The sequence below is a fragment of the Sporosarcina sp. P1 genome, assembly GCF_002743155.1.
Lineage (GTDB): Bacteria > Bacillota > Bacilli > Bacillales_A > Planococcaceae > Sporosarcina > Sporosarcina ureae_B.
The window spans coordinates 169,433-194,054 of sequence record NZ_PDYS01000001.1; the positions used below are offsets into that span (position 1 = coordinate 169,433).

Here is a 24,622-nt window from a genome sequence, read left to right on the forward strand (position 1 = left end):
ATGATATGACAAAAGTAACGGAAGTAAGCGAAATGAAAGTGATTGTCTTCCAATTAATGAACAAGGAATATGCGATTGGTCTAGACGTAGTAGAATCTATTGAAAAATCGCTATCGATTACACGTGTTCCTCGTATGCCTTCTTATGTTAAAGGAGTGTTAAATTTACGTGGTGTTGTGACACCAGTAGTGGACTTGCGTGAACGTTTTGATATGGAGTATAAAGAGTTCGATGAGACAAGCTGTATTATTATCGTTTCGCATGCAGGTGCAGAAGTTGGATTAATTGTAGACGATGCGAATGACGTAATGGATGTTCCGACAAGCTCAATAGGCCCTCAACCAGAAGTAGTGGGATCTGTAGAATCCGAATTCATTTCGGGAGTGGCAAAGGTAGGTAAACGATTATTAGTCATGTTGAATTTGGAAAAAGTATTGCAACCGATAAAGAAGGGGAATACGGATGAATTCTAAAAATGACATCACCGAGATGCATCTAGATGTCCTAAAGGAAATAGGGAATATTGGGGCAGCACATGCGGCAACTTCATTATCTCAGCTGTTAGGTCAGAAAATTGACATGCGGGTACCCAAAGTTGAACTCGTTACATTTGATGAAATGTTTGATTTAGCAGGTGGTACTGAAAAAGTGGTGGCGGGTATTTTTTTACGTATAGAAGGTGATTTGACTGGCACAATGTTTTTCGTACTGACTATTGAATCTGCTACACAATTTATTCGCAAATTGACAGGGGACATAGCATTCACTTTTACTGATGTAGAAGGTTTGGGAATGGGTGCTTCTGCGCTTCAGGAATTGGGGAATATATTGTCAGGTTCCTATTTGTCTGCGCTTTCTGATTTTACTTCATTAAATATCTATCCAACTGTACCTTCATTAAGTATTGATATGGTAGGTGCAATTGTTAGCTTCGGCCTGATCGAAGTATCTCAGTACAGTGATGAAGTAATCGTCATCGAGACGGAAATATTACAAGAAGGGGAACAAGGTGTGTCAAGTTTGGCGGGGCATTTCTTTTTGTTACCCGATCCACCGTCTTATCGAACGATATTCAGTTCGTTGGGTGTCTTATAGATGGCAAGCGTTCAAACAGTAGTGCGTGTAGGGATTGCAGATATGAATATCGCAAAATCCCCCCATACGATTCGGACATCAGGACTGGGTTCGTGTGTTGGTGTAGTACTGTATGATTCTTCGAAAAAAATAGCGGGTATGGTGCATGTAATGTTACCTGATAGCGAGTTGGGTAAATCGACAAAACTAAATGTGGCGAAATTCGCGGATACGGGCATTTATGCTATGTTGGAACTTTTGAAATCAGAAGGAGTCAGACCTTTTAGTATCAAAGCGAAAATTGCCGGTGGAGCACAAATGTTTCAATTTGGTTCAAATGATACCATTCGTATCGGTCCTCGAAATGTAGAGGCTGTAAAAAAAGAATTGAAAAGATATTCGATTCCGATTGTTGCAGAAGATACAGGAGGATCGAGCGGACGTACAATTGAATTTGATCCTGATACGAGTATCCTCTACGTTCGTACCGTCAATGCTGGAACGCAGGAAATTTAACAGTACAAACGAAGGCGGCTAATGCATTAGTCGCCTTTATCTATTGTGATTTGTTATACTTATACATAAGAAATAAAATCGGTAAAAGGAACCTGACGGGAAAGGCGTGAATTCGATGACAAATCAAGATGTAACTGAACGGCATCAGTGGAAGTTATGGATCGAAAACCGTGATCCTGATGCAGGTGATACGCTAGTACGAATGTATACACCTCTTGTGAATTATCACGTTCAACGAATCAGTGCTGGACTGCCGAAAAATGTTTCACGTGATGATATCAAATCTCTTGGTTACCAAGGGCTTTTCGACGCGTTAACAAAATTTGACCCTTCGCGTGATTTTAAATTTGACACATACGCCTCATTCCGGATTCGGGGTACAATCATAGACGGTTTAAGAAAAGAAGATTGGTTGTCACGTTCTTCAAGAGAAAAAACTAAGAAAATGGATGAAGAAATTAGTAAGCTCGAACAGTCTTACTTGCGAACGGTGACTCCCGAAGAAGTAGCGGATCATTTAGGCATTACAACAGATCAAGTCTATCAAACCGTGCATGAACAATATTTTGCTAATGTTTTGTCCATCGATGAAAAAATGAACGATGAAGAGGATCACGATCAAACCTTCATATTGCAAGATGATCAAACGAAAACGCCTGAACAACAAGCAGTCAAAGGCGAATTGATTGAAGACTTGATAACGAAAATCAAAGAACTAAATGAAAATGAACAATTGGTACTTAGTTTGTTCTATCAAGAAGACATGACGCTAACAGAAATCGGAGAAATTTTAAGCTTATCTACATCTAGAATCTCACAAATACATTCAAAAGCATTATTTAAGTTACGGTCGCTGTTGGCGGCAGAAATTACCGACGGAGGGATTTTATGAGTTTGAAAGCTATTGAACTTCAAATTGCTATCCCGAAAACATTTGAGGCAGGTAAAATAGCGGAGCAAAAGCAGCAACAGGCTCAACTTGCTCAAGACAGTGCCAATATGCAAACAGAAAAACAAGCGTTAAAAAGCAAGGAAACCGTTTTGAAGTCCTCTCCATATGCAAAACTGGATGGAGATGATCAGCAGCCGAGTGAAGAGTCACAGCAACAAGAAAAAACAGAGAAAGAACAACAGCAAGCCAAGCATCCGTTTAAAGGTTCGTTCGTTGATTACAGTGGATAATATCATGGGAATTCTACTAGCTCTTTTATTCATCTTACAAATCATTGGATTTATGGTCATGATATTGCTGTACTTAAAAATATCAAAATTTAATAATCTGGAGAAAAAGCAACAACGACTTATGAAAGAAATGGACCAATCCGTATTAGCTTTTCTAGGTGAAATCAAAGAGGAAAACGATCGTTTGATTCAACAACTGAATCAACGAACGGATACTCAAATGAAACCTACTACAAACTCAGTGCCAAGAGAACAGTCAATTACAGAAGTGCCTGTTCCAAGATCGAAGCAACACTCAGTTCCCTTACATTTTGCTTTACGTTCCTATCAGAAGACGGTGGACACCGAAAAGAACGAGATAGAAAAAAAACCACAATCACAACCCGAATCATTTGACGACCTTGACGACAGAGAAAAAGCAAAACAGCTTTATGCTGAAGGTAAATCAATAGAGGATATCGCTAGAGAGTTGAAAAAAGGGAAGACGGAAATTGAATTGATAATAAAATTCGACTGAAGTTACACACAGTAGTTGCAAACAACGTAGAATTATGTTAATTTAATAGATGGTATTACTACACACGCGTGCGGATGAATGAGTGGGTGCCATTATGGTCACTTATTCGCTGGAAGTACGCGGAGGATAAAAAAACCAATAGGAGGAATTAAACATGTCAGTAATCTCAATGAAACAATTGCTAGAAGCTGGTGTACATTTCGGACACCAAACACGTCGTTGGAACCCAAAAATGAAGAAATATATCTTCGTGGAGCGTAACGGCATCTACATCATCGACCTTCAAAAAACGGTCAAAAAATTAGAGGAAGCTTACAACTTCATGCGCCAAGTCGGTGCTGATGGTGGTAAAGTCCTTTTCGTAGGTACGAAGAAACAAGCACAAGAAGCAATCAAAGAAGAAGCAGAACGTGCTGGAATGTATTACATCAACCAACGTTGGTTGGGTGGAACATTGACGAACTTCGGCACTATTCAAAAACGTGTAGCACGTATGAAAGCTATTGAGAAAATGGAAGAGGATGGCACGTTTGACGTACTTCCTAAAAAAGAAGTTTCTCAATTAAATAAAGAACACGAGCGTCTTGTGAAATTCCTAGGCGGTATCCGTGACATGAAAGGCTTGCCAGATGTAATCTTTATCGTAGATCCACGTAAAGAGCGTATCGCGGTAGCTGAAGCAATCAAATTGAATATTCCACTCGTTGGAATCGTTGATACTAACTGTGATCCGGACGAAATCGACTATGTCATTCCTGCGAACGACGATGCAATCCGCGCAGTACGTTTACTTACAAGCAAAATGGCAGATGCTTTGATTGAATCCCGTCAAGGTGAAGACGACGAAGTAGCTGAAACAGTAAACGAAACAGCAACTGTTACTGCAGACTGAAATGAGTAAATGATGAGACGATAAGTGGCGTACCCCTTATCGTCTTTTTTAAAAGCAATAAGCAATTTCAAATGATATTTAATAGGAGGAATTTTCAAATGGCAACAATTACAGCCCAAATGGTTAAAGAACTTCGTGAAAAAACAGGCGCAGGTATGATGGATTGCAAAAAGGCATTAACTAAAGTAGACGGTGACATGGAAGCAGCAATGGAATATATGCGTGAAAAAGGTCTTTCAAGTGCAGCAAAAAAAGCAGATCGTATTGCAGCTGAAGGTGTCGCAAACATTTTAGTTCAAGGTAATGCAGCAGTTATACTTGAAGTGAATGCTGAGACAGACTTCGTAGCTAAAAACGAAGGCTTCCAAACACTTGTTAAGGAAATTTCTGAGTTCTTACTTGCTACGAAACCTGCTACAGTAGAAGAAGCTAACGCAGCGAAATTAGATAATGGTTTGACAGTTTCTGAACACATTTCAAACGCAGTAGCTAAAATTGGAGAGAAAATTACTCTTCGCCGTTTTGAAATTCGTGAGAAAACAGATCAAGACGCTTTCGGTCCTTACTTGCACATGGGCGGACGTATCGCCGTGTTGACTGTTCTTGAAGGTTCAACAGATTCTGATGCAGCGAAAGATGTAGCAATGCATATCGCAGCGATGAACCCGAAATACATTTCACGCGACGAAGTATCTGCTGACGAAGTGGAAAAAGAACGTAACGTATTGACTGAGCAAGCTTTAAACGAAGGTAAGCCGGAAAATATCGTAGCGAAAATGGTAGAAGGACGCCTTGGTAAATATTTCGAGGAAATCTGTGTCTTGGATCAAGCTTTCGTTAAGAATTCTGATCAAAAAGTTCGTGATTTCGTGAAAACAACTGGCGGAACATTAGTAGAGTTCATTCGTTATGAAGTGGGCGAAGGTATTGAAAAGCGCGAAGACAACTTTGCTGACGAAGTAATGAGCCAAGTAAAAGGTAACTAAGTATAATCCAATCGTACAGAGGGGCACATCCATCATGTGTTCCTCTTTTTTGAGAATAGGAAATTCCAGGAGGGCCAACATGAGTATTCCAAAATATAAGCGCATCGTGTTAAAATTAAGTGGAGAAGCATTAGCTGGGGATCAAGGCTACGGATTGTCTCCGGAAGTTGTTAAATCAGTTGCAAGCCAAGTGAAAGAAGTAGTAGAACTTGGCGTAGAAGTAGCTGTAGTAGTAGGTGGCGGAAACATTTGGCGTGGGAAAGTCGGAAGTGAAATGGGGATGGACCGTACAACAGCTGACTACATGGGAATGCTTGCAACGGTTATGAACTCTCTTGCTCTTCAGGATGCCCTTGAAAAGCTAGGACCAGAAACTCGAGTAATGTCTTCTATTGACATGAGACAAGTAGCTGAACCTTACATACGTCGGAAAGCAATCCGTCATCTAGAAAAAAATCGTGTCGTAATATTTGCGGCAGGAACAGGTAACCCCTATTTCTCCACAGATACAACAGCTGCTTTACGTGCTGCTGAAATTGAAGCAGATGTTATTTTAATGGCGAAGAACAACGTAGACGGTGTTTATTCTGCTGATCCGATGAAAGACTCTACAGCTACAAAATACTTAGAACTGTCCTATCTTGAAGTGATTAGTCAAGGACTTGAAGTGATGGATTCCACTGCTTCGACTCTATGTATGGACAATGATATCCCGCTCGTAGTATTCTCAATTATGGATAATGGTAATATTAAAAAAGCCGTACTAGGTGATAAAATCGGGACGGTTGTTAGGAGGAATAAGCAATGACAAAAGAAGTAATGGATCAGACGAGAGAACGTATGGATAAAGCACATAGCGCCTATTCAAGACAGTTGGCATCTATCCGTGCTGGAAGAGCTAGCGCGAGCCTATTAGACAGAATTTCTGTTATTTATTATGGAGCTCCTACACCTTTAAATCAAATGGCTGGAATTTCCGTACCAGAACCACGTTTGTTAGTAGTTCAGCCTTATGATAAGACTACAATCAGTGAAATCGAGAAAGCCATCATGAAATCAGACATCGGCATTACGCCGTCTAACGATGGGTCAGTTATTCGTCTTGCTGTCCCTGCGCTTACAGAAGAGCGTCGTAAAGATTTAGTGAAAGATGTTAAGCGTGAAGCAGAAGATGCAAAAGTGGCAATTCGTAATGTTCGTCGTGATAGTAATGAAGAGTTGAAAAAGCTTGAAAAAGATGCAGAAATTACTGAAGATGAATTGCGCCGTTACAATGAACAAGTACAAAAGATGACGGATGAGTTTATCGAAAAAATTGATCAAACTGCAAAAGATAAAGAAAATGAAATCTTGGAAATCTGAGTACAGAACTTTCTATAAGGAGGAGCGTCCTACTTTTAGGACGCTCTTTTCTTTCTTTTGCATGCTATTTACCATGCAATTTGGTAGGATAGTCAGTAGGAGTATCCGAATTGAGCCAAGTGGGGGAACGCTATGCTTAGAAAACTAATGCGAAAAAAAACGGCAGACATTCAGTTGCTGGACGAACGGATTGAAGCCGTTAAAAATAGACAAATTCCTAACCATGTGGCGATTATCATGGATGGAAATGGAAGATGGGCGAAGCAACGTAAAATGCCGCGAATTGCAGGCCACCATGAAGGAATGAAAACCGTTAGGCAAATTACCAATTTTGCAAATGCTATGGGCGTGAAAGTACTCACTCTCTATGCGTTTTCAACTGAAAATTGGAAGAGGCCCAGAATGGAAATTGACTTCTTGATGAATCTTCCCGGCGAATTTCTTACTACGTATTTACCCGAGCTAATGGAAAAAAGCATCAAAGTAGAAATGATCGGAGATATGGATGCGCTTCCGAAGCATACAAAAAAAGCGATTGAGAAAGCAATGGAGCAAACTAAAGATAACAAAGGTTTAATTTTAAATTTCGCGATGAATTATGGTAGCAGAGTAGAGCTAGTTCATGCAATGAAAGAATTAGTTGAAGAAGTGGCTGCTGGAACATTAAAAGTGGAGGAAATTAATGAAAGTTCAATCGAATCCAAACTAATGACTGCCCATTTGCCAGAACCTGACCTACTAATTCGCACAAGCGGTGAAGTACGTTTGTCCAATTTTATGCTATGGCAACTTGCCTATGCAGAATTCATTTTTACGGATGTATTATGGCCAGATTACGATGAAGACTGCTTTTTACAAGCAATAGAAGATTTCCAAAAAAGGAATCGACGTTTTGGAAGCTTGGAAGGAGATCAGAAAAGATGAAGCAAAGAATCATCACTGCTATTGTAGCTCTCGCATTTTTTGTGCCATTGATTATCGTCGGTGGATTACCTTTTATTATGATGATTTTTGCGATATCTACGATTGGTTTATATGAACTACTACGTATGCGTAAAATGTCTCTTTTTTCTATCGGTGGATTAATCTCTTGGTTACTTCTACTCGTCATTTTACTTCCATCTAGATGGACAGAACAAGTTGAAAGTTTCCTGAAATTAGAAAAACTTGAAATGATTTATGTATTGATATTATTGTTATTGGTTTATACTGTAGTAATGAAAAATAAGTGGACATTCGAAGATATTGCATTCAGTGCAATTAGTGCGCTGTATGTCGGTATCGGTTTTTATTATTTGATCGAAACTCGCTTATTCGGTTTAGAGTACATAGGCTATGCGTTACTTATTATCTGGTCAACAGATTCCGGTGCCTATTTTGTTGGACGTAAAATTGGTAAACGAAAACTATGGCCGGATATTTCACCTAATAAAACAATTGAAGGATTTATTGGGGGAATAATTTCCGCGATCGTGATTACGTTGATTTATAATATGTTCTATCCTATCGCTACGTCATTCGTGTCGTTTATTATCATTACAATAGTGGCATCCATTATAGGTCAAATGGGTGACTTAGTTGAATCAGCACTGAAACGTTTCTATAACGTCAAAGATTCTGGGAAGCTGTTGCCTGGACATGGAGGCATTTTGGACAGATTTGACAGCTTACTATTTGTACTCCCATTGCTTCACTTTGTTCAATTCATAGGATAATGGAAAGGAAGTTCATAATATGAAGAAAATCAATTTGCTTGGTGCTACCGGTTCAATCGGAACTCAAACATTAAGCATTATTGCAGCCCATCCTGATCGCTTTGAATTAACGGCGATGTCAGCAGGAAGAAACATACAAAAAGTAAGTGAAATCATTGCAAGATTTCAACCCAAATTAGTTTCTGTTTTAGAGGAAGCAGATGCAGCACGCTTAAAAAAAGAGTTTCCTAAAGTTCAATTCGTTCATGGTGATGAAGGACTTATTGAAGCAGCGGTAGGAATGGAAGCGGATGTCTTACTAAACTCAGTAATCGGCAGTGTAGGACTGAGACCGACACTTGCGGCGATTAAAGCGGGAATGACGATTGCTATTGCGAATAAAGAAACACTGGTAGCAGCAGGGAATCTCGTTGTAGAAGCGGCACAACGTCATAATGTCCCCCTTGTTCCAGTAGATAGTGAACATTCTGCATTGTTCCAGTCATTAAATGGTGAGAATCCGAAACGGATCACAAACTTGATATTAACAGCATCGGGTGGGAGTTTTAGGGACTATACGCGGGATCAACTTCAAAATGTTACAGTAGAACAAGCACTCGCACATCCGAATTGGTCAATGGGTAACAAGTTAACTATTGATTCGGCAACGATGATGAACAAAGGATTAGAAGTAATAGAAGCACATCATTTATTTGCGATGCCATATGATCAAATAGAATGCCTACTACATAAAGAAAGTATTATCCACTCCATGGTGGAGTTTGAAGATACAAGCGTCATGGCACAACTAGGTTCACCTGATATGCGTGTTCCGATTCAATACGCACTGACCTATCCGGATCGTATTCAAATGGCCGATGCTAAACGTCTTCGTCTCGATGAAATTGGCAAATTGCATTTTGAAAAAATGGATTATACACGATTTAAAGCCTTGTCACTTGCATATGATGCAGGTAGGGAAGGAGGCACTATGCCTACAGCGATGAATGCGGCAAATGAAGTGGCGGTTCAACTGTTCATGGAAGGTCATATTTCTTTCTTGCAAATCGAAGAAATTATTGAAGAAATGATGCAGCAGCATCAAACTATTCAAAATCCTAATTTGGAAGAAATTTTGGAGACAGATCGCAATACGCGGAAAAAAGTCTATGGTATAGTTAAGTATCAAGATTAATTTCAGGCTGTTACAGCCGGTGAAGGTGGTTACTGAATGGAAACGGTTATTGCGTTTATAGTAATATTCGGGACACTTGTAGCATTTCATGAGTTTGGTCATTTCTTGTTTGCTAAGAGGGCCGGTATCATGGTTCGAGAGTTCGCTATCGGAATGGGACCTAAAATTTTAGCCCTCCGCAAAGGTGAAACGCAATACACAATCCGCTTATTGCCTTTAGGGGGATATGTCCGGATGGCTGGTGAAGATTTCGATACCGTCGAATTGCAGCCGGGTTACCGTGTAGGGTTATTATTGAATGCACAAGACGAAATAGAAAAGATTTACTTAAATCGAAATGTTTCCAATCCGAATGTTTTAAACGTAGAAGTAGAGAAGTCGGATTTAGATAAAGAATTATATATTGAAGGATATGATGAAGATGGACAATTGGTTCATCTGAAAATTTCCAGAACGGCTATGATTATTGAAAAAGGGCAGGAAACATTAATTGCTCCATACGATCGTCAGTTTGAATCCAAGCCACTAGGCAGCAGAGCATTGGCAATATTTGCAGGGCCGCTTTTCAATTTCATCTTGGCATTTTTCATATTCCTAGCTCTTGGACTAATGAATGGTGTACCAACCAATGAACCGATTATTTCGGAAGTGAAGCCGAATACGCCGGCAGAAATGGCTGGAATGAAAAAAGATGACTTAATCACGGGAGTAGACGGAAAGTCGATTGATTCTTGGACAAAGTTTTCTGAAGCGATTCAAAAAAGTGCCGGAGTCCCGATGTCAATTGAAGTTGATCGAGCGGGTAAGCAAGTGGTTTTAGATGTAGTACCTGATACAGTGGAAGATGCTGGACAGGAATTCGGTCAAATCGGTGTTATGTACTCAAGTCCATTGGAAAAAGGATTTATTAAATCCATAGTGTTCGGTGCCGAGCAGACTTACACATGGACAGTGAAAATCTTTGAACTATTAGGTATGCTAGTGACAGGTCAGTTCACAATAGACGCATTGTCCGGTCCTGTAGGTATTTATAAAGCAACTGAAGAAGTTGCTCAACACGGGATTTTCAATTTAATGAATTGGGCCGCTGTGCTAAGTATTAATCTAGGAATCATGAACTTGCTGCCATTACCTGCGTTAGACGGTGGAAGACTATTGTTCTTCCTGTTTGAAGGCTTAAGGGGCAAACCGATTGATAAACAAAAAGAAGGTATGGTGCATTTTGTAGGTATCATGTTATTAATGGTTTTGATGCTTGTTGTGACATGGAATGACATCCAACGATTTTTCTTCTAAAAAAGGTGGAAGTATATGATGAAACAATCGAAAACGTTTATACCCACAATGCGTGAAAATCCATCCGATATAGAGATGCGTTCGCATCAGTTATTGCTGCGAGCAGGTTATATCCGTCAGAATGCCAATGGTGTTTACACATATTTAACTCTTGCACAAAGAGTTCTTAGGAAAATCGAAACGATAATTCGTGAAGAAATGGAAGCTGTTGAAGGCATAGAAATTTCTATGCCGTCGCTGCAAAGCTCAAGTATTCTTAAGGAAACCGAACGGTGGGATTCTTACGGTAAGGAAATGTTCCATGTTGCTGATAGACAGACCAATCAATTGTCATTGAGCTCAAGCGATGAGGAAGCAATCATTGATTTACTGCGTGATGAAGTTCGATCGTATAAAAAGTTACCATTAACAATTTTTCAAATCAAAACCAAATTCCGTGATGAAATAAAGCCGCGTGCGGGTTTACTCCATAGCAGAGAATTCATAAGAAAAGATGCCTATTCATTCCATTCAACGCAAGAGAGCTTGGATGAAAAGTATTTAGAAGTCATGCAGGCCTACACTAATATGCTAACTCGTCTTGGTATGCATTTCCGCATGGTTATATCGGATGGTGGAACAGGTTCACATGAGTTCATAGCATTGACCGACAACGGGGAAGATCGGATAGCATATAGCGATAGTTCTTCTTATGCTGCGAATATGGAATTTGCTGAAGTACATGTTGATTATGAGCCGTCCGATGAAAAGCAGTTAGAGATGATAAAAGTCTCCACTCCGAATCAACGAACGATTGAAGATCTCACTTCATTTTTATCAGTTAGTCCGGAGCGTGTAATCAAATCATTGGTGTATAAAGTGGACCATGATTTTATTATGGTGATTTGTCGAGGCGATCATAGCGTCAATGAATATAAATTGAAGCGATTTTTACATGTGAAACATATGGAGCTGGCAACAGAACAACAGATTGAAGAATTGCTAGGCTGTCATGCCGGTTCGATTGGTCCTGTGAAATTACCGATAGGTGTAAGGGTATATGCAGATCATGCAATCAAAGCAATGGTGAACGTAGTGGCGGGCGCGAATATTGACGATTATCACTTATTGAATGTCAACCCGGAACGCGATTTTGCTATTGATGATTATGTAGATATCCGTTTCGTTCAAGAAGGGGACAGTTCTCCTGACGGAATGGGTACGATTAAATTCACTGAAGGAATAGGGATAGGACATCTCCGTAAATTAGGCACCGTCTTCAGTGAGCAGATGAAAGGAACATTCCTCAATGAAAATGGCAGAAAAAAGCCTTTTATTATGGGAAGTTATAGTCTGGGTATCTCCCGTTTACTGGCTACAATTGCCGAGCAATTCAATGATGAAACAGGATTGAAGTGGCCGAAGCATTTAGCACCATTTGATATTCATTTGATTACAACGAATGTCAAAGATGAAGTGCAAACACAGCTCGCGGATGAGTTATATGCGGTTCTAGAGTCTTATCGATACGATGTGTTATATGACGATCGTGCCGAACGTGCGGGTGTGAAATTCGCTGACGCTGACTTGATTGGTTTACCAGTCCGTATTATAATCGGTAAACGAGCAAGTGAAGGTGTTGTGGAGGTCATGTACCGCCATAGTGGCGAATCAATAGATTGGCAAAAGGAAGAAGTGTTGGAAAAGCTACAATCCTTCTTTAGTGCAGATTAATCCAAGAAGGGGAGTCCGTTAACGGAACTTCCCTTCTTTTCGCGATAGAATGGAGGAATTTTATATGGATGCCGCCCAAAAGTTTTTAACTTTGCTGCAACAGACCGGACTGACAGATGATCAGTTCATGACCTATTTTCAAAACGGTGAGTTGAATCGTGTAACCGTACAGAAGAAAACGAGAGTGTGGAAATTCAATATAACACTCGATGAAGTGTTACCTATTGAGGTTTTTCAAATTATGCAACAACGTGTTCATGAAACGTTCGCTGCTATAGCGAATGTCCATCTTGAAATGGACGTTAGAAAAAATGAAGTGAATGAACAATTAATAATAGATTATTGGCCATTTATTGTAGAGGAGCTAGCGGACATATCTCCTCCTATACGTCAATGCTTAGTGGAACAAAGGCCCAAGATACACGGTGAGAAGTTATTGCTTACTTGCTCAAGCGATTTGGAGTGTCAAACATTAAAAAATAAATACGTGGATATATTATCAACACTCTATCAGCAATTCGGTTTTCCGAAGTATATGTTCGATGTTTCGATTATTGAAAACGATAATGCAGAAAAAGAACGGCAGCAATTTCTTTCGCAAAAGCAACAAGAAGAAGACCTGTTATCCAAGCAGGCGTATCATCAGTTGCAACAACGTGAAACGATGAAAAGCGAGCAGGGAGATTCCGATAGGGTGTTATCGCTTGGTACGCCGATCAAAGCAAATGAGCCAATTATTCCTATTCATGAAATACAAGATGAAGAAAGACGTTTAATTATTGAAGGGTTTGTATTTGATGCAGAAGTACGAGAGTTGCGAAGTGGTCGTTCATTATTGACACTAAAAGTAACAGACTACACCGATTCAATCTTAGTCAAAATGTTTTCGCGTGATAATGAAGATGCAGAAATTATGAAATCCTTTAAAAAGGGTATGTGGGTACGAGCTCGCGGTGGTATACAGAACGATACATTCGTACGGGACTTAATCATGATGGCACAAGATATTGCCGTTATTCCCACTATTGAACGAAAAGACAAAGCACCTGACGGACAAAAACGTGTAGAGTTACATGCGCACACTTCCATGAGTCAAATGGATGCAGTCGTTTCAGCCTCGGCATTAGTGGCACAAGCAGCTAAGTGGGGACATCCAGCGATTGCGATTACAGATCATGCGAACGTTCAGTCTTTCCCCGATGCTTATAATGCTGGTAAAAAACATGGTATCAAAGTGTTGTTTGGTTTAGAAATCAATCTGGTGGATGATGGTGTACCGATTGTCTATGAAGAGCAACACCGTATGCTTGAAACGGATACATACGTTGTATTCGACGTTGAGACGACAGGCTTGTCAGCTGTGTACGACACGATCATCGAGCTTGCAGCTGTCCGAGTGAAAGATGGAGAAATCGTTGATCGATTTGAACGCTTTGCCAATCCGCATCACCCATTGTCGTCCGTGACGACAAACTTGACAGGCATTACAGATGATATGGTAGAGAATGCACCAGAAGTTGAAGACGTCATGGCGGAATTTATAGAGTTTATCGGAGATGCGGTGTTAATTGCACATAATGCATCGTTTGATATGGGCTTCTTTTATGCTTCATGTAAGCGGGCGAAAATAGAAACCATCGCTTATCCAGTCATCGATACATTGGAGCTTTCTCGTTTCCTGTATCCTGAACTGCGAAATCACCGTTTGAACACATTGGCTAAAAAGTTCGATATTGAATTAACACAACATCACCGTGCCATTTATGATACAGAAGCTACTGCTTATCTATTTCTACGCCTACTTTCAGAAGCGCAAGAAAAAGGGATCATGTGGCTTGATGACCTCAATAAGAATATTGGGGAAGGAGATGCCTATAAGCGCTCACGACCCTCACACTGCACTTTGCTTGCTACAGATGATGAAGGGTTGAAAAATCTATTTAAACTAGTATCTATTTCGCATATGGACTTTTTCTATCGCGTGCCCCGTATACCACGTTCGTTACTCGTGAAGTATCGTAAGGGAATAATCGTCGGTTCAGGTTGCGACAAAGGGGAAGTATTCGAAGGGTTAATGCAAAAGCCGATGGAGGAAGTAGAAGAAATCGCAAGCTTTTATGATTACTTGGAACTTCATCCAAAGCCTGTCTACTCGCATTTACTCGAACTCGATTTAATTCGAGATGAGTGGAACCTCGAGGATATTATGCGCAAGATGATCAAGCTTGGGAAGAAAACGGGCTTACCAGTTTGTGCAACGGGGAATGTACATTATCTAGATGAGACGGATTCAACCTACCGAAAAGTTCTTGTTCGTTCACAAGGTGGAGCAAATCCGTTGAATCGGCACTCATTACCGGAAGTTCATTTCCGTACGACAGATGAAATGTTGAAAGAATTTGAGTTTTTAGGTGAAGATGTAGCGAAAGAAATTGTAGTAGACAATCCATTGAAAATCGTAGAACGTATAGGTGAAGTGAAACCGATCAAAGATGATCTGTATACACCAACAATTGAAGGTGCGGAAGATGAAGTACGTGATCTGACGTATTCAATGGCACATCAAATATACGGTGAAAAATTGCCAGAGATCGTTGAAGCGCGAATCATAAAAGAATTAACGTCTATTATTGATAATGGCTTCTCAGTTATTTATCTCATTTCGCATAAACTGGTTAAAAAATCATTAGATGACGGCTATTTGGTCGGTTCGCGGGGATCTGTCGGCTCCTCATTTGTTGCAACTATGATGGAAATTACAGAAGTGAATCCGTTGGCGCCACATTACGTTTGTCCGTCATGTAAAAAATATGAATTTTTTGATGATGGTTCAGTTGGTTCAGGATATGATTTGCCGGATAAAGAATGCCCGAATTGCCAGACGATGTTTAAAAAAGATGGTCAGGATATCCCGTTTGAAACCTTCCTTGGGTTTGCGGGAGACAAGGTTCCTGACATCGATTTGAACTTCAGTGGTGAGTATCAAGCACATGCACACAACTATACAAAAGAGTTATTTGGCGAAGATTATGTGTTTCGTGCTGGAACAATAGGTACGGTAGCTGAAAAAACTGCATATGGATATGTGCGAGGGTATATGAATGACAATGATATCCAAATGCGTGGTGCAGAAATTGACCGGCTTGTTCAAGGTTGCTCAGGCGTTAAGCGAAATACAGGACAACACCCGGGTGGCATCATTGTTGTGCCGGATACAATGGACATCTATGATTTCACACCGATTCAATTCCCAGCGAATGATCTTGAATCTAGCTGGAAAACAACGCACTTTGATTTCCACTCCATTGATAATAATCTGTTGAAACTAGATATTCTAGGCCATGATGATCCAACGATGATCAAAATGTTGGAAGACTTATCAGGCATCGATGCGATGACTATACCGCCTGACGATAAAGGGGTTATGGAATTGTTTAGTGGGACGTCTTCACTTGGCGTCACAGAAGAACAAATTGACTGTAAAACAGGAACTCTTGGAGTGCCCGAATTCGGCACACGATTTGTTCGACAGATGTTAGAAGAGACGAAACCATCTACATTCTCAGAATTGATACAGATATCCGGTCTATCTCACGGTACTGACGTTTGGCTTGGTAATGCACAGGAGTTAATCCAGAATAAAACATGTCAACTATCAGAAGTGATCGGTTGTCGTGATGATATTATGGTTTATTTAATCTATCAGGGGCTTGAACCTTCACTTGCATTTAAGATTATGGAATCTGTGCGAAAAGGGAAAGGGCTGACTCCTGAATTTGAAGAAGCGATGAAAGAGAATAAAGTGCCGGGATGGTATATCGGATCATGTAAAAAAATCAAGTACATGTTCCCTAAAGCCCACGCTGCGGCATATGTATTAATGGCATTGCGAATCGCGTACTTCAAAGTTCATCACCCAATCATGTATTATGCTACGTACTTCACCGTTCGAGCGACCGACTTTGATTTGGTGACGATGTGTAAAGGTTCTGCAAGTATTCGGGCGAAAGTCAAAGAGATCAACGCCAAAGGATTGGATGCCCTTCCAAAAGAGAAGAGCTTAGTAGTGGTTTTGGAAATAGCATTGGAAATGGTTGAGCGAGGATATACATTTGCGAAGCCTGATCTCTATAAATCTGATGCGACCCAGTTTCTTATTGAAGGCAATAAGCTGATTCCGCCATTTAACTCAATTCCTTCACTAGGAACTAACGTTGCGAAGACGATCGTTGAAGCGAGAAAAGACGGGGAGTTTTTATCGAAAGAAGACTTCCAGAAGAGAGGTCGGGTATCTAAAACGGTTGTAGAGTATCTGGATAACCTCGGTTGCATGGAAGGAATGCCTGAAGCGAACCAACTATCCCTATTCTAATGGGCTTATGGCGGTTGCTTCAGTTGCATTGTAAAAGGCCTTGTGATACGATTAAAACAACTTTTGCTATACGTCTTGCGGAAAAGAGTGGGGCTTCCCGCTCTTTTCTGTTGTTATTTTGAATTTCGGGAGGGATACCATTTGAGTAAAATTATAGAGGAAGTCGAACAGTTAGCAAGGCCGATCGTAGAAGAATTGGGTCTTGAACTGGTTGATGTTGAGTTCTTGAAAGAAGGTCGCGATTGGTTTCTACGCGTCTACATTGATACGCCAGAAGGCAACATTGATATAGATCAATGTGCGGCGGTTAGTAATAAACTAAGCGAGGAACTAGACCTTGTGGACCCGATTCCGCAAAATTACTTCCTTGAAGTGTCTTCTCCCGGGGCGGAAAGACCTTTGAAAAAAGATGAAGATTTTGAAAAAGCCGTGGGCCAATACGTATTCATCAAAACGTATGAACCGATTGATGGTATGAAAGAATTCGAGGGATATTTACTTGGATACGGACCGGACCATGCAAAAGTGGAAATACGGATCAAGACGAGAAAAGTACTAGTCGAAATTGACAAAACAAAAATTGCACTCGCACGATTAGCAATTGACTTTTAAAGTAAAAACAAAACTTTGTCTAGCTTTGCGCTAGTGGCCAAAGAACCAAATGCAACAATAATTGGAATGTAGGAGTGATGAACATGAGTAGTGAGCTACTCGACGCACTGACAGCTCTTGAACAGCAAAAAGGTATTTCAAGAGACGTAATAGTCGATGCAATTGAAGCGGCGCTTGTAACAGCGTACAAACGAAATTTTAACCAAGCACAAAACGTACGTGTGGATTTGAATTTAAATAAAGGCACAATGGCTGTCTATTCACGTAAAGACGTAGTTGAAGAAGTGGAAGACGAGCGGTTACAAATTTCATTGGAAGATGCACAACTCATCAATCCAGTATATGAACTAACCGATGTCGTTGAAGAAGAAGTCACACCGCGTGACTTTGGACGAATTGCTGCTCAAACTGCTAAGCAAGTTGTAACGCAGCGTGTACGTGAAGCTGAACGTGGTTTGATCTATGAAGAGTATATCGATCGTGAAGAAGATATCGTCAACGGAATCGTAGAGCGTATGGATCCGAAAAACTTATTCGTTGGATTAGGAAAAGTGGAAGCGGTTTTGCCGTCAAGCGAACAAATTCAAACAGAATCATATGCACCACACGATCGCATCAAAGTATATATTACCAAAGTTGAAAGAACAGCACGCGGACCGCAAGTGTTTGTTTCTAGAACTCATCCAGGCCTATTACGGCGCTTATTTGAACTGGAAGTACCTGAAATATACGATGGTACAGTAGAAATCAAATCGATTGCACGTGAAGCGGGCGATCGATCGAAAATTTCTGTTTACACAACAAACGAAGAAGTGGATCCTGTAGGCTCTTGTGTCGGTTCAAGAGGTGCGCGTGTACAAACTATTTCAAATGAATTGAATGGCGAAAAGGTAGATATCGTAGAATGGTCTGAAGACCCGGTAATCTTCGTTGCAAATGCGTTGAGCCCTTCAAAAGTAATTGATGTACAAGTAAACGAAGAAGAACGTTCCACTACTGTTGTTGTGCCAGATTATCAACTCTCATTGGCAATCGGGAAAAGAGGCCAGAATGCAAGATTGGCTGCTAAATTAACAGGCTGGAAAATTGATATCAAAAGTGAAACGGATGCCAGAGAATTAGGGATCTATCCCCGTGAAGAATCTCTAGCTGTTCTAATAGAAGAGCCAGATGCTAGTGCAGATGAGTTCTTGGAAGCTTACGAGTATGAAGATGAAACACCAGCTAAATCAGCTGAAGATTTTGATTTATACGCAGATGAAGACAAAGAAGATTGATTTGGAAAGGATTGCATGCTGATGTCGAACAATCGGAAAATCCCTTTGCGTAAATGTGCAGCGACTGGTGACATGTTACCTAAAAAAGAAATGATTCGAATTGTCCGTACGAAAGAAGGCGAAGTATCCGTAGATTTGACAGGAAAGAAGTCAGGCCGCGGTACATACGTTTCCAAAACGGAGGATGCCGTAGAAAAAGCACGTAAACAACACTCGATTGAACATCAATTGAATGTCAAAGTACCAGATGAAGTCTACGAAGACCTTTTGCATGCAATTCGTCGAGAGGCAATTAAATGACAAAAGATCCTTCAAAAATTTATCAATTGCTTGGCATGGCGGCTCGTGCACGTAAAATTGCAACGGGTGAAGATTTAGTCGTGCAGGCGGTTCGTTCAGGTGAAGCGCATCTGGTCATCCTATCAGGTGATGCATCAAAGAACACAATGAAAAAATTAACGAATAAATGTAATACGTATAACGTTGAGAAGTATGTATTTGGAAGTCGTGAAGAACTTGGGCATGCAATTGGAAAAGAAGCTCGAGTCGTCTTGGCACTAACAGATAAAGGATTCGCAAAAAAGTTATCCGAGCTTCTCAATGAATTTAATCGGGGGTGGGCTAATGACGAAAATGAAAGTACATGAATATGCCAGATCAATAGGAAAAACAAGTAGAGATCTTGCTGCAGAATTACTTAAGAGTGATATTGTGATTAAGAGCCATATGGAAGAATTAGATCCAGTTTCAATTGCAAAATTAGATGAAAAGTTCGGTGATTTGAAAAAGCCTGAAGTGAAAACTACTACAGTTAAGCCAGCGAGCAAACCAGCAGGCCAAAGAGCGGATCGTCCAAGCAATACAAATAAACCAGCTACAACACAAGGGACTAACCGTCCTGCTGGTAGCCAAGGCGGATCGAATCGTCCAGCTTCAACACGTCCTCAAGGACAATCTACATCAGCTCCGAAAGCGGGAAGCACTCAGCCACCACGTCAAGGGCAAGGTGCAGGTTCACCACGTCCAGCTGGCGGCGGTGGACGTCCAGGCGGCGGTCGCGGTGGTAGACCACCAGCACGCGGTATTAACCAAGGACGTCGTAGATACCGTCCGGCAGTACCTGCACAAAAGGTTGAAGTGCCGCTACCAGATAAAATTACTTTTTATGAGTCGTTATCTGTGGGTGAGTTGGCCAAAAAATTAGGTAAAGAACCTTCTGAGATCATCAAAAAGTTGTTCATGCTTGGTGTAATGGCAACCATTAACCAAGAATTAGATAAAGATGCAATCGAGCTAATTTGTGCGGAATACGAAGTTGAAGTTGAAGAAGAGATCCGTATAGACGTAACAGACTTGGAGATCTACTTCGAAGATCCTGAAGAGGAAGAAGAAGTACCAGGTGAACTAACGGAAAGACCGCCAGTTGTCACGATTATGGGTCACGTTGACCATGGTAAAACAACATTGCTTGACTCAATTCGTAACACCAAAGTAACACAAGGTGAAGCGGGTGGAATCACTCAGCATATTGGAGCGTACCAAATTACAGCTAACGGTAAGAAAATCACTTTCCTAGATACACCAGGTCACGAAGCTTTTACAACGATGAGAGCACGTGGTGCGAAAGTTACTGACTTAACAATCCTAGTTGTAGCAGCGGATGATGGTGTTATGCCACAAACAATTGAAGCAATTAACCATGCGAAAGCGGCAGAAGTTCCAATCATTGTAGCTGTTAACAAAATGGATAAACCGTCTGCAAATCCTGATCGTGTAATGCAGGAATTGACTGAACACGGTTTAGTGGCAGAAGATTGGGGCGGCGATACGATTTTCGTACCAATTTCCGCACTAAAAGGTGAAGGAATTGATCAGTTACTAGAAATGGTTCTATTAGTTGCAGAAGTGGGCGAATTTACTGCTGATACTTCTATTAGAGCTAGAGGTACTGTAATTGAAGCGCAGCTCGATAAAGGAAAAGGCTCTGTTGCTACATTGCTTGTACAAAATGGTACATTGCATGTAGGAGATCCAATCGTTGTTGGAAATACGTATGGTCGCGTTCGGGCCATGGTCAGTGACCTTGGTCGTCGTGTAAAAGAAGCAGGTCCTTCCACTCCAGTAGAAATAACTGGATTGAGCGATGTTCCATTTGCAGGAGATCGTTTCGTCGTATTTAAAGATGAAAAAACTGCTCGTCAAATCGGTGAAACACGTGCTGGAGAAGCACTTCAAGAACAGCGTGTGGAGAAAACACGTGTAACACTTGATAACTTGTTTGATCAAATGAAACAAGGCGAAATGAAAGAATTGAACTTAATTGTTAAAGCAGACGTACAAGGTGCGGTCGAGGCAATGGCTTCTTCTCTTATGAAAATTGAAGTAGAAGGCGTTAACGTCAAAATTATCCACACGGGTGCAGGGGCAATCAATGAGTCCGATATTTCTTTGGCAGCTGCATCTAACGCAATCGTTATTGGATTTAACGTCCGTCCAGATACCAATGCAAAACGTGCCGCAGAAGCAGAAGGCGTAGACATTCGTCTGCATCGTGTTATTTATAAAGTAATTGAAGAAATCGAATCAGCTATGACAGGCCTACTGGATCCTGAGTATGAAGAGAAAGTAATAGGTCAGGCAGAAGTTCGTGAAACGTTTAAAGTATCTAAGATCGGAACGATTGCAGGAAGCTATGTAATCGATGGTAAAATCACAAGAGACGCTGGCGTTCGTGTTTTGCGCGATAACATTGTAGTCTTTGAAGGCGAATTAGATACATTGAAGCGTTTCAAAGATGATGCAAAAGAAGTTGCAAAAGGCTATGAATGTGGTATTACAATTAAAAAATTCAATGATGTCAAAGAAGGAGATATCATCGAAGCGTACGTTATGGAAGAAATTAAAAGAGCATGATTGTTTACGCGGAATGTTCTTTCTACATCCCAGCAGCGGCTTCTTTAAAAGACAAGCGAGCCGTTTTGAATCAGATGAGGGATCGAGTGAAAAACTCCTATAATGTATCTGTTGCAGAAATTGATCATCAGGATTTATGGCAACGTACTACATTCGCTTTAGTTGCCGTGGCATCTTCCAAAGATGCTGCGGAACGAGAAGTGAGACGAGCGATTCGTCTGTTTGAATCCAATCCTAATTGGGAAATGACTGCGTGTACAGTAGACTACTTATGAGCAAAGAACGAGGTGAATTGCCATGTCAGTGCGTGCTAATCGTATAGCTGAGCAAATGAAGAAAGAATTGGGCGATATTATCGGCCAAAAACTTAAGGATCCACGTATCGGATTTGTGACGGTGACTGGTGTTGATGTAACTGGAGATTTACAACAAGCGAAAATCTTTATTTCTGTTCTAGGGACGGATAAAGAAAAGGAAGATTCGTTACTTGGGCTTTCCAAAGCAAAAGGTTTCATTCGATCAGAAATTGGTCAAAGAATCCGCCTACGCAAAACACCTGAACTTGAATTCGAAATTGATGAATCAGTCGCTTACGGTAACCGGATTGAAAGCTTGATTCGCAAAGTAAATGACGAAAACGAACAATAAACAAAAGGAGGAAGTTCATAATCGCTTAGGCGGTATGACTTCCTCTCTTCTTACATAGAGCAAGTTTTTCTGAATGAATTTAGGAAGAAGGGGTAAGATGAACGGTATTCTACCTTTGTGGAAAGAGAAAGGTATGACGTCGCATGATTGTGTCTTTAAGCTTCGAAAGATATTACGGACGAAAAAGGTGGGGCATACAGGCACGTTAGATCCTGAAGTGGAAGGTGTCTTGCCTATCTGTATAGGAAGAGCCACAAAAGTCGCTTCATATATTACAGATGCGGGTAAGGAGTACATCGCGACCGTTTCTATAGGTCGCTCTACGGAAACCGAAGACGCGCAAGGTGAGACCGTAACAAGTGATTTGACATACAAGGAATTAACAAGGGACCAAATTGAAGAGGCGTTAGAGCAATTAACAGGGGAAATCACTCAAATTCCACCCATGTATTCAGCGGTAAAAGTAAACGGCAGACGGCTGTATGAATATGCGCGAAAAGGCATTGAAGTAGAACGGCCAGTTCGCAAAGTACAGATCTATCAAATTGATCTATTGAATGAAGATCAACTATTCACTGGTGAAGAAGTGACATTTTCCATTAGAATAAGATGTGGTAAAGGAACTTATATTCGGACGTTAGCTGTGCAAATTGGTGAACTTCTTGGATACCCAGCGCATATGGATTCGTTAGTCCGAACTGTTTCAGGAAATTTTGATGAATCACATTGTAAAACTCTCGCAGAAGTAGCACAAATGATGGAGCTAGATCAAGTGCAGACGATTTTGCGTCCAATCGAAGATGTATTGACTGATTTTCCGCAATTTGAAATCGAAGAGGCATCGTTGGAATCTATACGAAATGGTCAAGTGCTTCCCGCAGTATCACTACTAACAGATCACCCTTCCATCATGATGATGTTCGAAGGTCGTGTGTTGGCCATCTATCAAAATCATCCAACAAAGCCGGGTTTAATGAAACCGGAAAAAATGCTACTAGCTAGTGAGTAAGGAGAGATAGAAATGAAAATCTATAGATTACGATATCCGGATTCGATAAATATTCCACAACAACTTGCTTTTTCATTAGCTATTGGATTTTTTGATGGTGTACATAGAGGACATCAAGAAGTCATTCGCAATGCAAAAAAAGTTGCAGATGATTTATCGATCGAGACAGCCGTCATGACATTCGACCCCCACCCCTCACAGTTGTTTTCAGGGAAAAACGTTGGATATATTACACCGATTGAAGAAAAAGTCAGAGTACTTGAATCTCTTGGTGTGGATACGCTATTCATTGTCAGTTTTGATTGGGAACTAGCTAGTCTTTCACCACAAAGATTCATCGACATCTTTATCAAAGGGCTCGGTGTCAAACATGTTACTGCTGGCTTCGATTTTACGTTTGGTTCAAAAGGTTCTGGAACGATGAAAGATATGCAAGAGCTATCGGAAGGTGATTTTGGCACAACAGTCATTTCTAAAGTGACTTTCGATCAAGAGAACAAAGTGTCTTCGACGGAAATTCGCCAACTGCTATCTACTGGTGATGTAGAAACAGCAGCAGCGCTTCTCGGTCGTCCATTCCGTACATTGGGTGAAGTGATACATGGAGAAAAACGAGGCCGTCAGTTAGGTTTTCCGACAGCTAATATCCAAACTGCTAAAGAACATGTAGTTCCCGCTAGTGGTGTGTATGCCGTGCGATGCCTAATAGGAGATACATGGTACCGGGGCGTCTGCAATATGGGCGTAAAGCCAACATTTCATGATCCAGAACACCGAATTCCTACTGCAGAGGTTCATCTGCTAGACGTCAATATGGATCTTTACGGACAAAAAATGGCAATTGAATGGTTATACCATATACGTTCTGAACAAAAATTCGATTCACTTGATGCATTAAAAACACAAATCGGAAAAGACAAGCAAACAGCTAAGGACTTATTAACCGACTAGTTGGTTGTTGCAACTGACATAATGCCGTGATATGATACAATAGTGTTCAATACACGAACCTCTTCTTGGCAACACGAGTCACCAACGTTTGCTCGGGAGATGGGGATACTTTTATTTAGGAGGTGAAAAGGATGGCTATTACACAAGAGCGCAAAGCTGAATTGATCAACGAGTTCAAGACTCATGAAAATGATACTGGATCTGCTGATGTTCAGATTGCTATCCTTACTGAAGAGATCAATAACCTGAACGGCCACTTACGTACTCACAAGAAAGATCACCACTCACGTCGTGGTTTGTACAAAATGGTTGGTACACGTCGTCGTCTATTGAGATATCTACGTGAAACTAACGTTCAACGTTACCGTGATCTTATTGCATCACTTGGCTTACGCCGTTAATAAGACTGAGAA

26 protein-coding genes are annotated in these 24,622 nt (G+C 40.8%); all 26 read left to right on the forward strand.

Going from position 1 to position 24,622, the window contains the following annotated elements; all coding sequences use genetic code 11:
* Positions 1–5 precede the first annotated feature (5 nt).
* The 26 genes from CSV73_RS00865 to rpsO all read left to right on the forward strand — a co-directional run bounded on the left by CSV73_RS00865 (position 6) and on the right by rpsO (position 24,610).
* Positions 6–473, forward strand: coding sequence for a chemotaxis protein CheW (locus CSV73_RS00865; protein WP_099626373.1), 468 nt, complete (start codon positions 6–8; stop codon positions 471–473).
* Positions 463–1,095, forward strand: coding sequence for a chemotaxis protein CheC (locus CSV73_RS00870; protein ID WP_085133254.1), 633 nt, complete (start codon positions 463–465; stop codon positions 1,093–1,095). The genes CSV73_RS00865 and CSV73_RS00870 overlap by 11 nt, the downstream gene beginning before the upstream one ends.
* Positions 1,096–1,590: a chemotaxis protein CheD gene (locus tag CSV73_RS00875; protein ID WP_085133255.1), complete on the forward strand. Its 495-nt coding sequence runs from the start codon at positions 1,096–1,098 to the stop codon at positions 1,588–1,590.
* Positions 1,591–1,705: 115 nt separating this feature from the next.
* Entirely contained in the window at positions 1,706–2,482 is a 777-nt protein-coding gene (locus CSV73_RS00880) for a FliA/WhiG family RNA polymerase sigma factor (protein WP_085133256.1), read from the forward strand.
* The gene (locus CSV73_RS00885) at positions 2,479–2,772 is read left to right on the forward strand and encodes an RNA polymerase subunit sigma (RefSeq protein WP_099626374.1); all 294 of its coding nucleotides are present in this window, start codon (positions 2,479–2,481) and stop codon (positions 2,770–2,772) included. The genes CSV73_RS00880 and CSV73_RS00885 overlap by 4 nt, the downstream gene beginning before the upstream one ends.
* 4 nt (positions 2,773–2,776) lie before the next feature.
* Entirely contained in the window at positions 2,777–3,289 is a 513-nt protein-coding gene (locus CSV73_RS00890) for a helix-turn-helix domain-containing protein (protein ID WP_099626375.1), read from the forward strand.
* A 154-nt stretch (positions 3,290–3,443) separates the two neighbouring features.
* A complete protein-coding gene (gene rpsB, locus CSV73_RS00895) occupies positions 3,444–4,181 on the forward strand; it encodes a 30S ribosomal protein S2 (protein WP_029053181.1) in 738 nt (245 codons plus the stop codon).
* A 98-nt stretch (positions 4,182–4,279) separates the two neighbouring features.
* A complete protein-coding gene (gene tsf / locus CSV73_RS00900; RefSeq protein ID WP_085133259.1) occupies positions 4,280–5,167 on the forward strand; it encodes a translation elongation factor Ts in 888 nt (295 codons plus the stop codon).
* Between the two features lie 79 nt (positions 5,168–5,246).
* Positions 5,247–5,975, forward strand: a complete 729-nt coding sequence (pyrH, locus tag CSV73_RS00905; RefSeq protein ID WP_085133260.1) for a UMP kinase — start codon at positions 5,247–5,249, stop codon at positions 5,973–5,975.
* Positions 5,972–6,529 (forward strand): ribosome recycling factor, encoded by a 558-nt coding sequence (gene frr / locus CSV73_RS00910; protein WP_099626376.1) that lies wholly within the window; start codon positions 5,972–5,974, stop codon positions 6,527–6,529. The genes pyrH and frr overlap by 4 nt, the downstream gene beginning before the upstream one ends.
* 132 nt (positions 6,530–6,661) lie before the next feature.
* Complete coding sequence (locus CSV73_RS00915; RefSeq protein WP_085133262.1) at positions 6,662–7,453, forward strand: undecaprenyl pyrophosphate synthase; 792 nt, start codon at positions 6,662–6,664, stop codon at positions 7,451–7,453.
* Entirely contained in the window at positions 7,450–8,244 is a 795-nt protein-coding gene (locus CSV73_RS00920; protein ID WP_085133263.1) for a phosphatidate cytidylyltransferase, read from the forward strand. Before CSV73_RS00915 ends, CSV73_RS00920 begins: the two co-directional genes overlap by 4 nt.
* Before the next feature lie 19 nt (positions 8,245–8,263).
* A complete protein-coding gene (dxr, locus tag CSV73_RS00925) occupies positions 8,264–9,418 on the forward strand; it encodes a 1-deoxy-D-xylulose-5-phosphate reductoisomerase (RefSeq protein WP_099626377.1) in 1,155 nt (384 codons plus the stop codon).
* A gap of 36 nt (positions 9,419–9,454) precedes the next feature.
* On the forward strand, positions 9,455–10,714 hold the full coding sequence (gene rseP, locus CSV73_RS00930) for an RIP metalloprotease RseP (RefSeq protein ID WP_085133265.1): 1,260 nt from the start codon (positions 9,455–9,457) through the stop codon (positions 10,712–10,714).
* 18 nt (positions 10,715–10,732) lie between these two features.
* On the forward strand, positions 10,733–12,427 hold the full coding sequence (locus tag CSV73_RS00935) for a proline--tRNA ligase (RefSeq protein ID WP_099626576.1): 1,695 nt from the start codon (positions 10,733–10,735) through the stop codon (positions 12,425–12,427).
* Between the two features lie 49 nt (positions 12,428–12,476).
* Positions 12,477–16,799, forward strand: coding sequence for a PolC-type DNA polymerase III (locus CSV73_RS00940; protein WP_099626378.1), 4,323 nt, complete (start codon positions 12,477–12,479; stop codon positions 16,797–16,799).
* Between the two features lie 141 nt (positions 16,800–16,940).
* Positions 16,941–17,411, forward strand: a complete 471-nt coding sequence (gene rimP / locus CSV73_RS00945; RefSeq protein WP_085133267.1) for a ribosome maturation factor RimP — start codon at positions 16,941–16,943, stop codon at positions 17,409–17,411.
* An 83-nt stretch (positions 17,412–17,494) separates the two neighbouring features.
* Entirely contained in the window at positions 17,495–18,688 is a 1,194-nt protein-coding gene (nusA, locus tag CSV73_RS00950; protein ID WP_099626379.1) for a transcription termination factor NusA, read from the forward strand.
* Between the two features lie 21 nt (positions 18,689–18,709).
* The gene (gene rnpM, locus CSV73_RS00955) at positions 18,710–18,988 is read left to right on the forward strand and encodes an RNase P modulator RnpM (protein WP_085133690.1); all 279 of its coding nucleotides are present in this window, start codon (positions 18,710–18,712) and stop codon (positions 18,986–18,988) included.
* On the forward strand, positions 18,985–19,335 hold the full coding sequence (locus CSV73_RS00960; protein WP_085133269.1) for a YlxQ family RNA-binding protein: 351 nt from the start codon (positions 18,985–18,987) through the stop codon (positions 19,333–19,335). The genes rnpM and CSV73_RS00960 overlap by 4 nt, the downstream gene beginning before the upstream one ends.
* Positions 19,313–21,601: a translation initiation factor IF-2 gene (infB, locus tag CSV73_RS00965; RefSeq protein WP_099626380.1), complete on the forward strand. Its 2,289-nt coding sequence runs from the start codon at positions 19,313–19,315 to the stop codon at positions 21,599–21,601. Before CSV73_RS00960 ends, infB begins: the two co-directional genes overlap by 23 nt.
* A complete protein-coding gene (locus CSV73_RS00970) occupies positions 21,598–21,876 on the forward strand; it encodes a DUF503 domain-containing protein (protein ID WP_085133271.1) in 279 nt (92 codons plus the stop codon). The genes infB and CSV73_RS00970 overlap by 4 nt, the downstream gene beginning before the upstream one ends.
* Before the next feature lie 22 nt (positions 21,877–21,898).
* Positions 21,899–22,249, forward strand: coding sequence for a 30S ribosome-binding factor RbfA (rbfA, locus tag CSV73_RS00975; RefSeq protein ID WP_085133272.1), 351 nt, complete (start codon positions 21,899–21,901; stop codon positions 22,247–22,249).
* A 97-nt stretch (positions 22,250–22,346) separates the two neighbouring features.
* A complete protein-coding gene (truB, locus tag CSV73_RS00980; RefSeq protein ID WP_085133273.1) occupies positions 22,347–23,258 on the forward strand; it encodes a tRNA pseudouridine(55) synthase TruB in 912 nt (303 codons plus the stop codon).
* Between the two features lie 12 nt (positions 23,259–23,270).
* Positions 23,271–24,209 carry a bifunctional riboflavin kinase/FAD synthetase gene (locus tag CSV73_RS00985; protein WP_099626381.1) on the forward strand — a complete coding sequence of 313 codons (939 nt, stop codon included), beginning with the start codon at positions 23,271–23,273 and terminating at the stop codon, positions 24,207–24,209.
* A gap of 131 nt (positions 24,210–24,340) precedes the next feature.
* A complete protein-coding gene (gene rpsO, locus CSV73_RS00990; protein WP_029053162.1) occupies positions 24,341–24,610 on the forward strand; it encodes a 30S ribosomal protein S15 in 270 nt (89 codons plus the stop codon).
* Positions 24,611–24,622 lie beyond the last annotated feature (12 nt).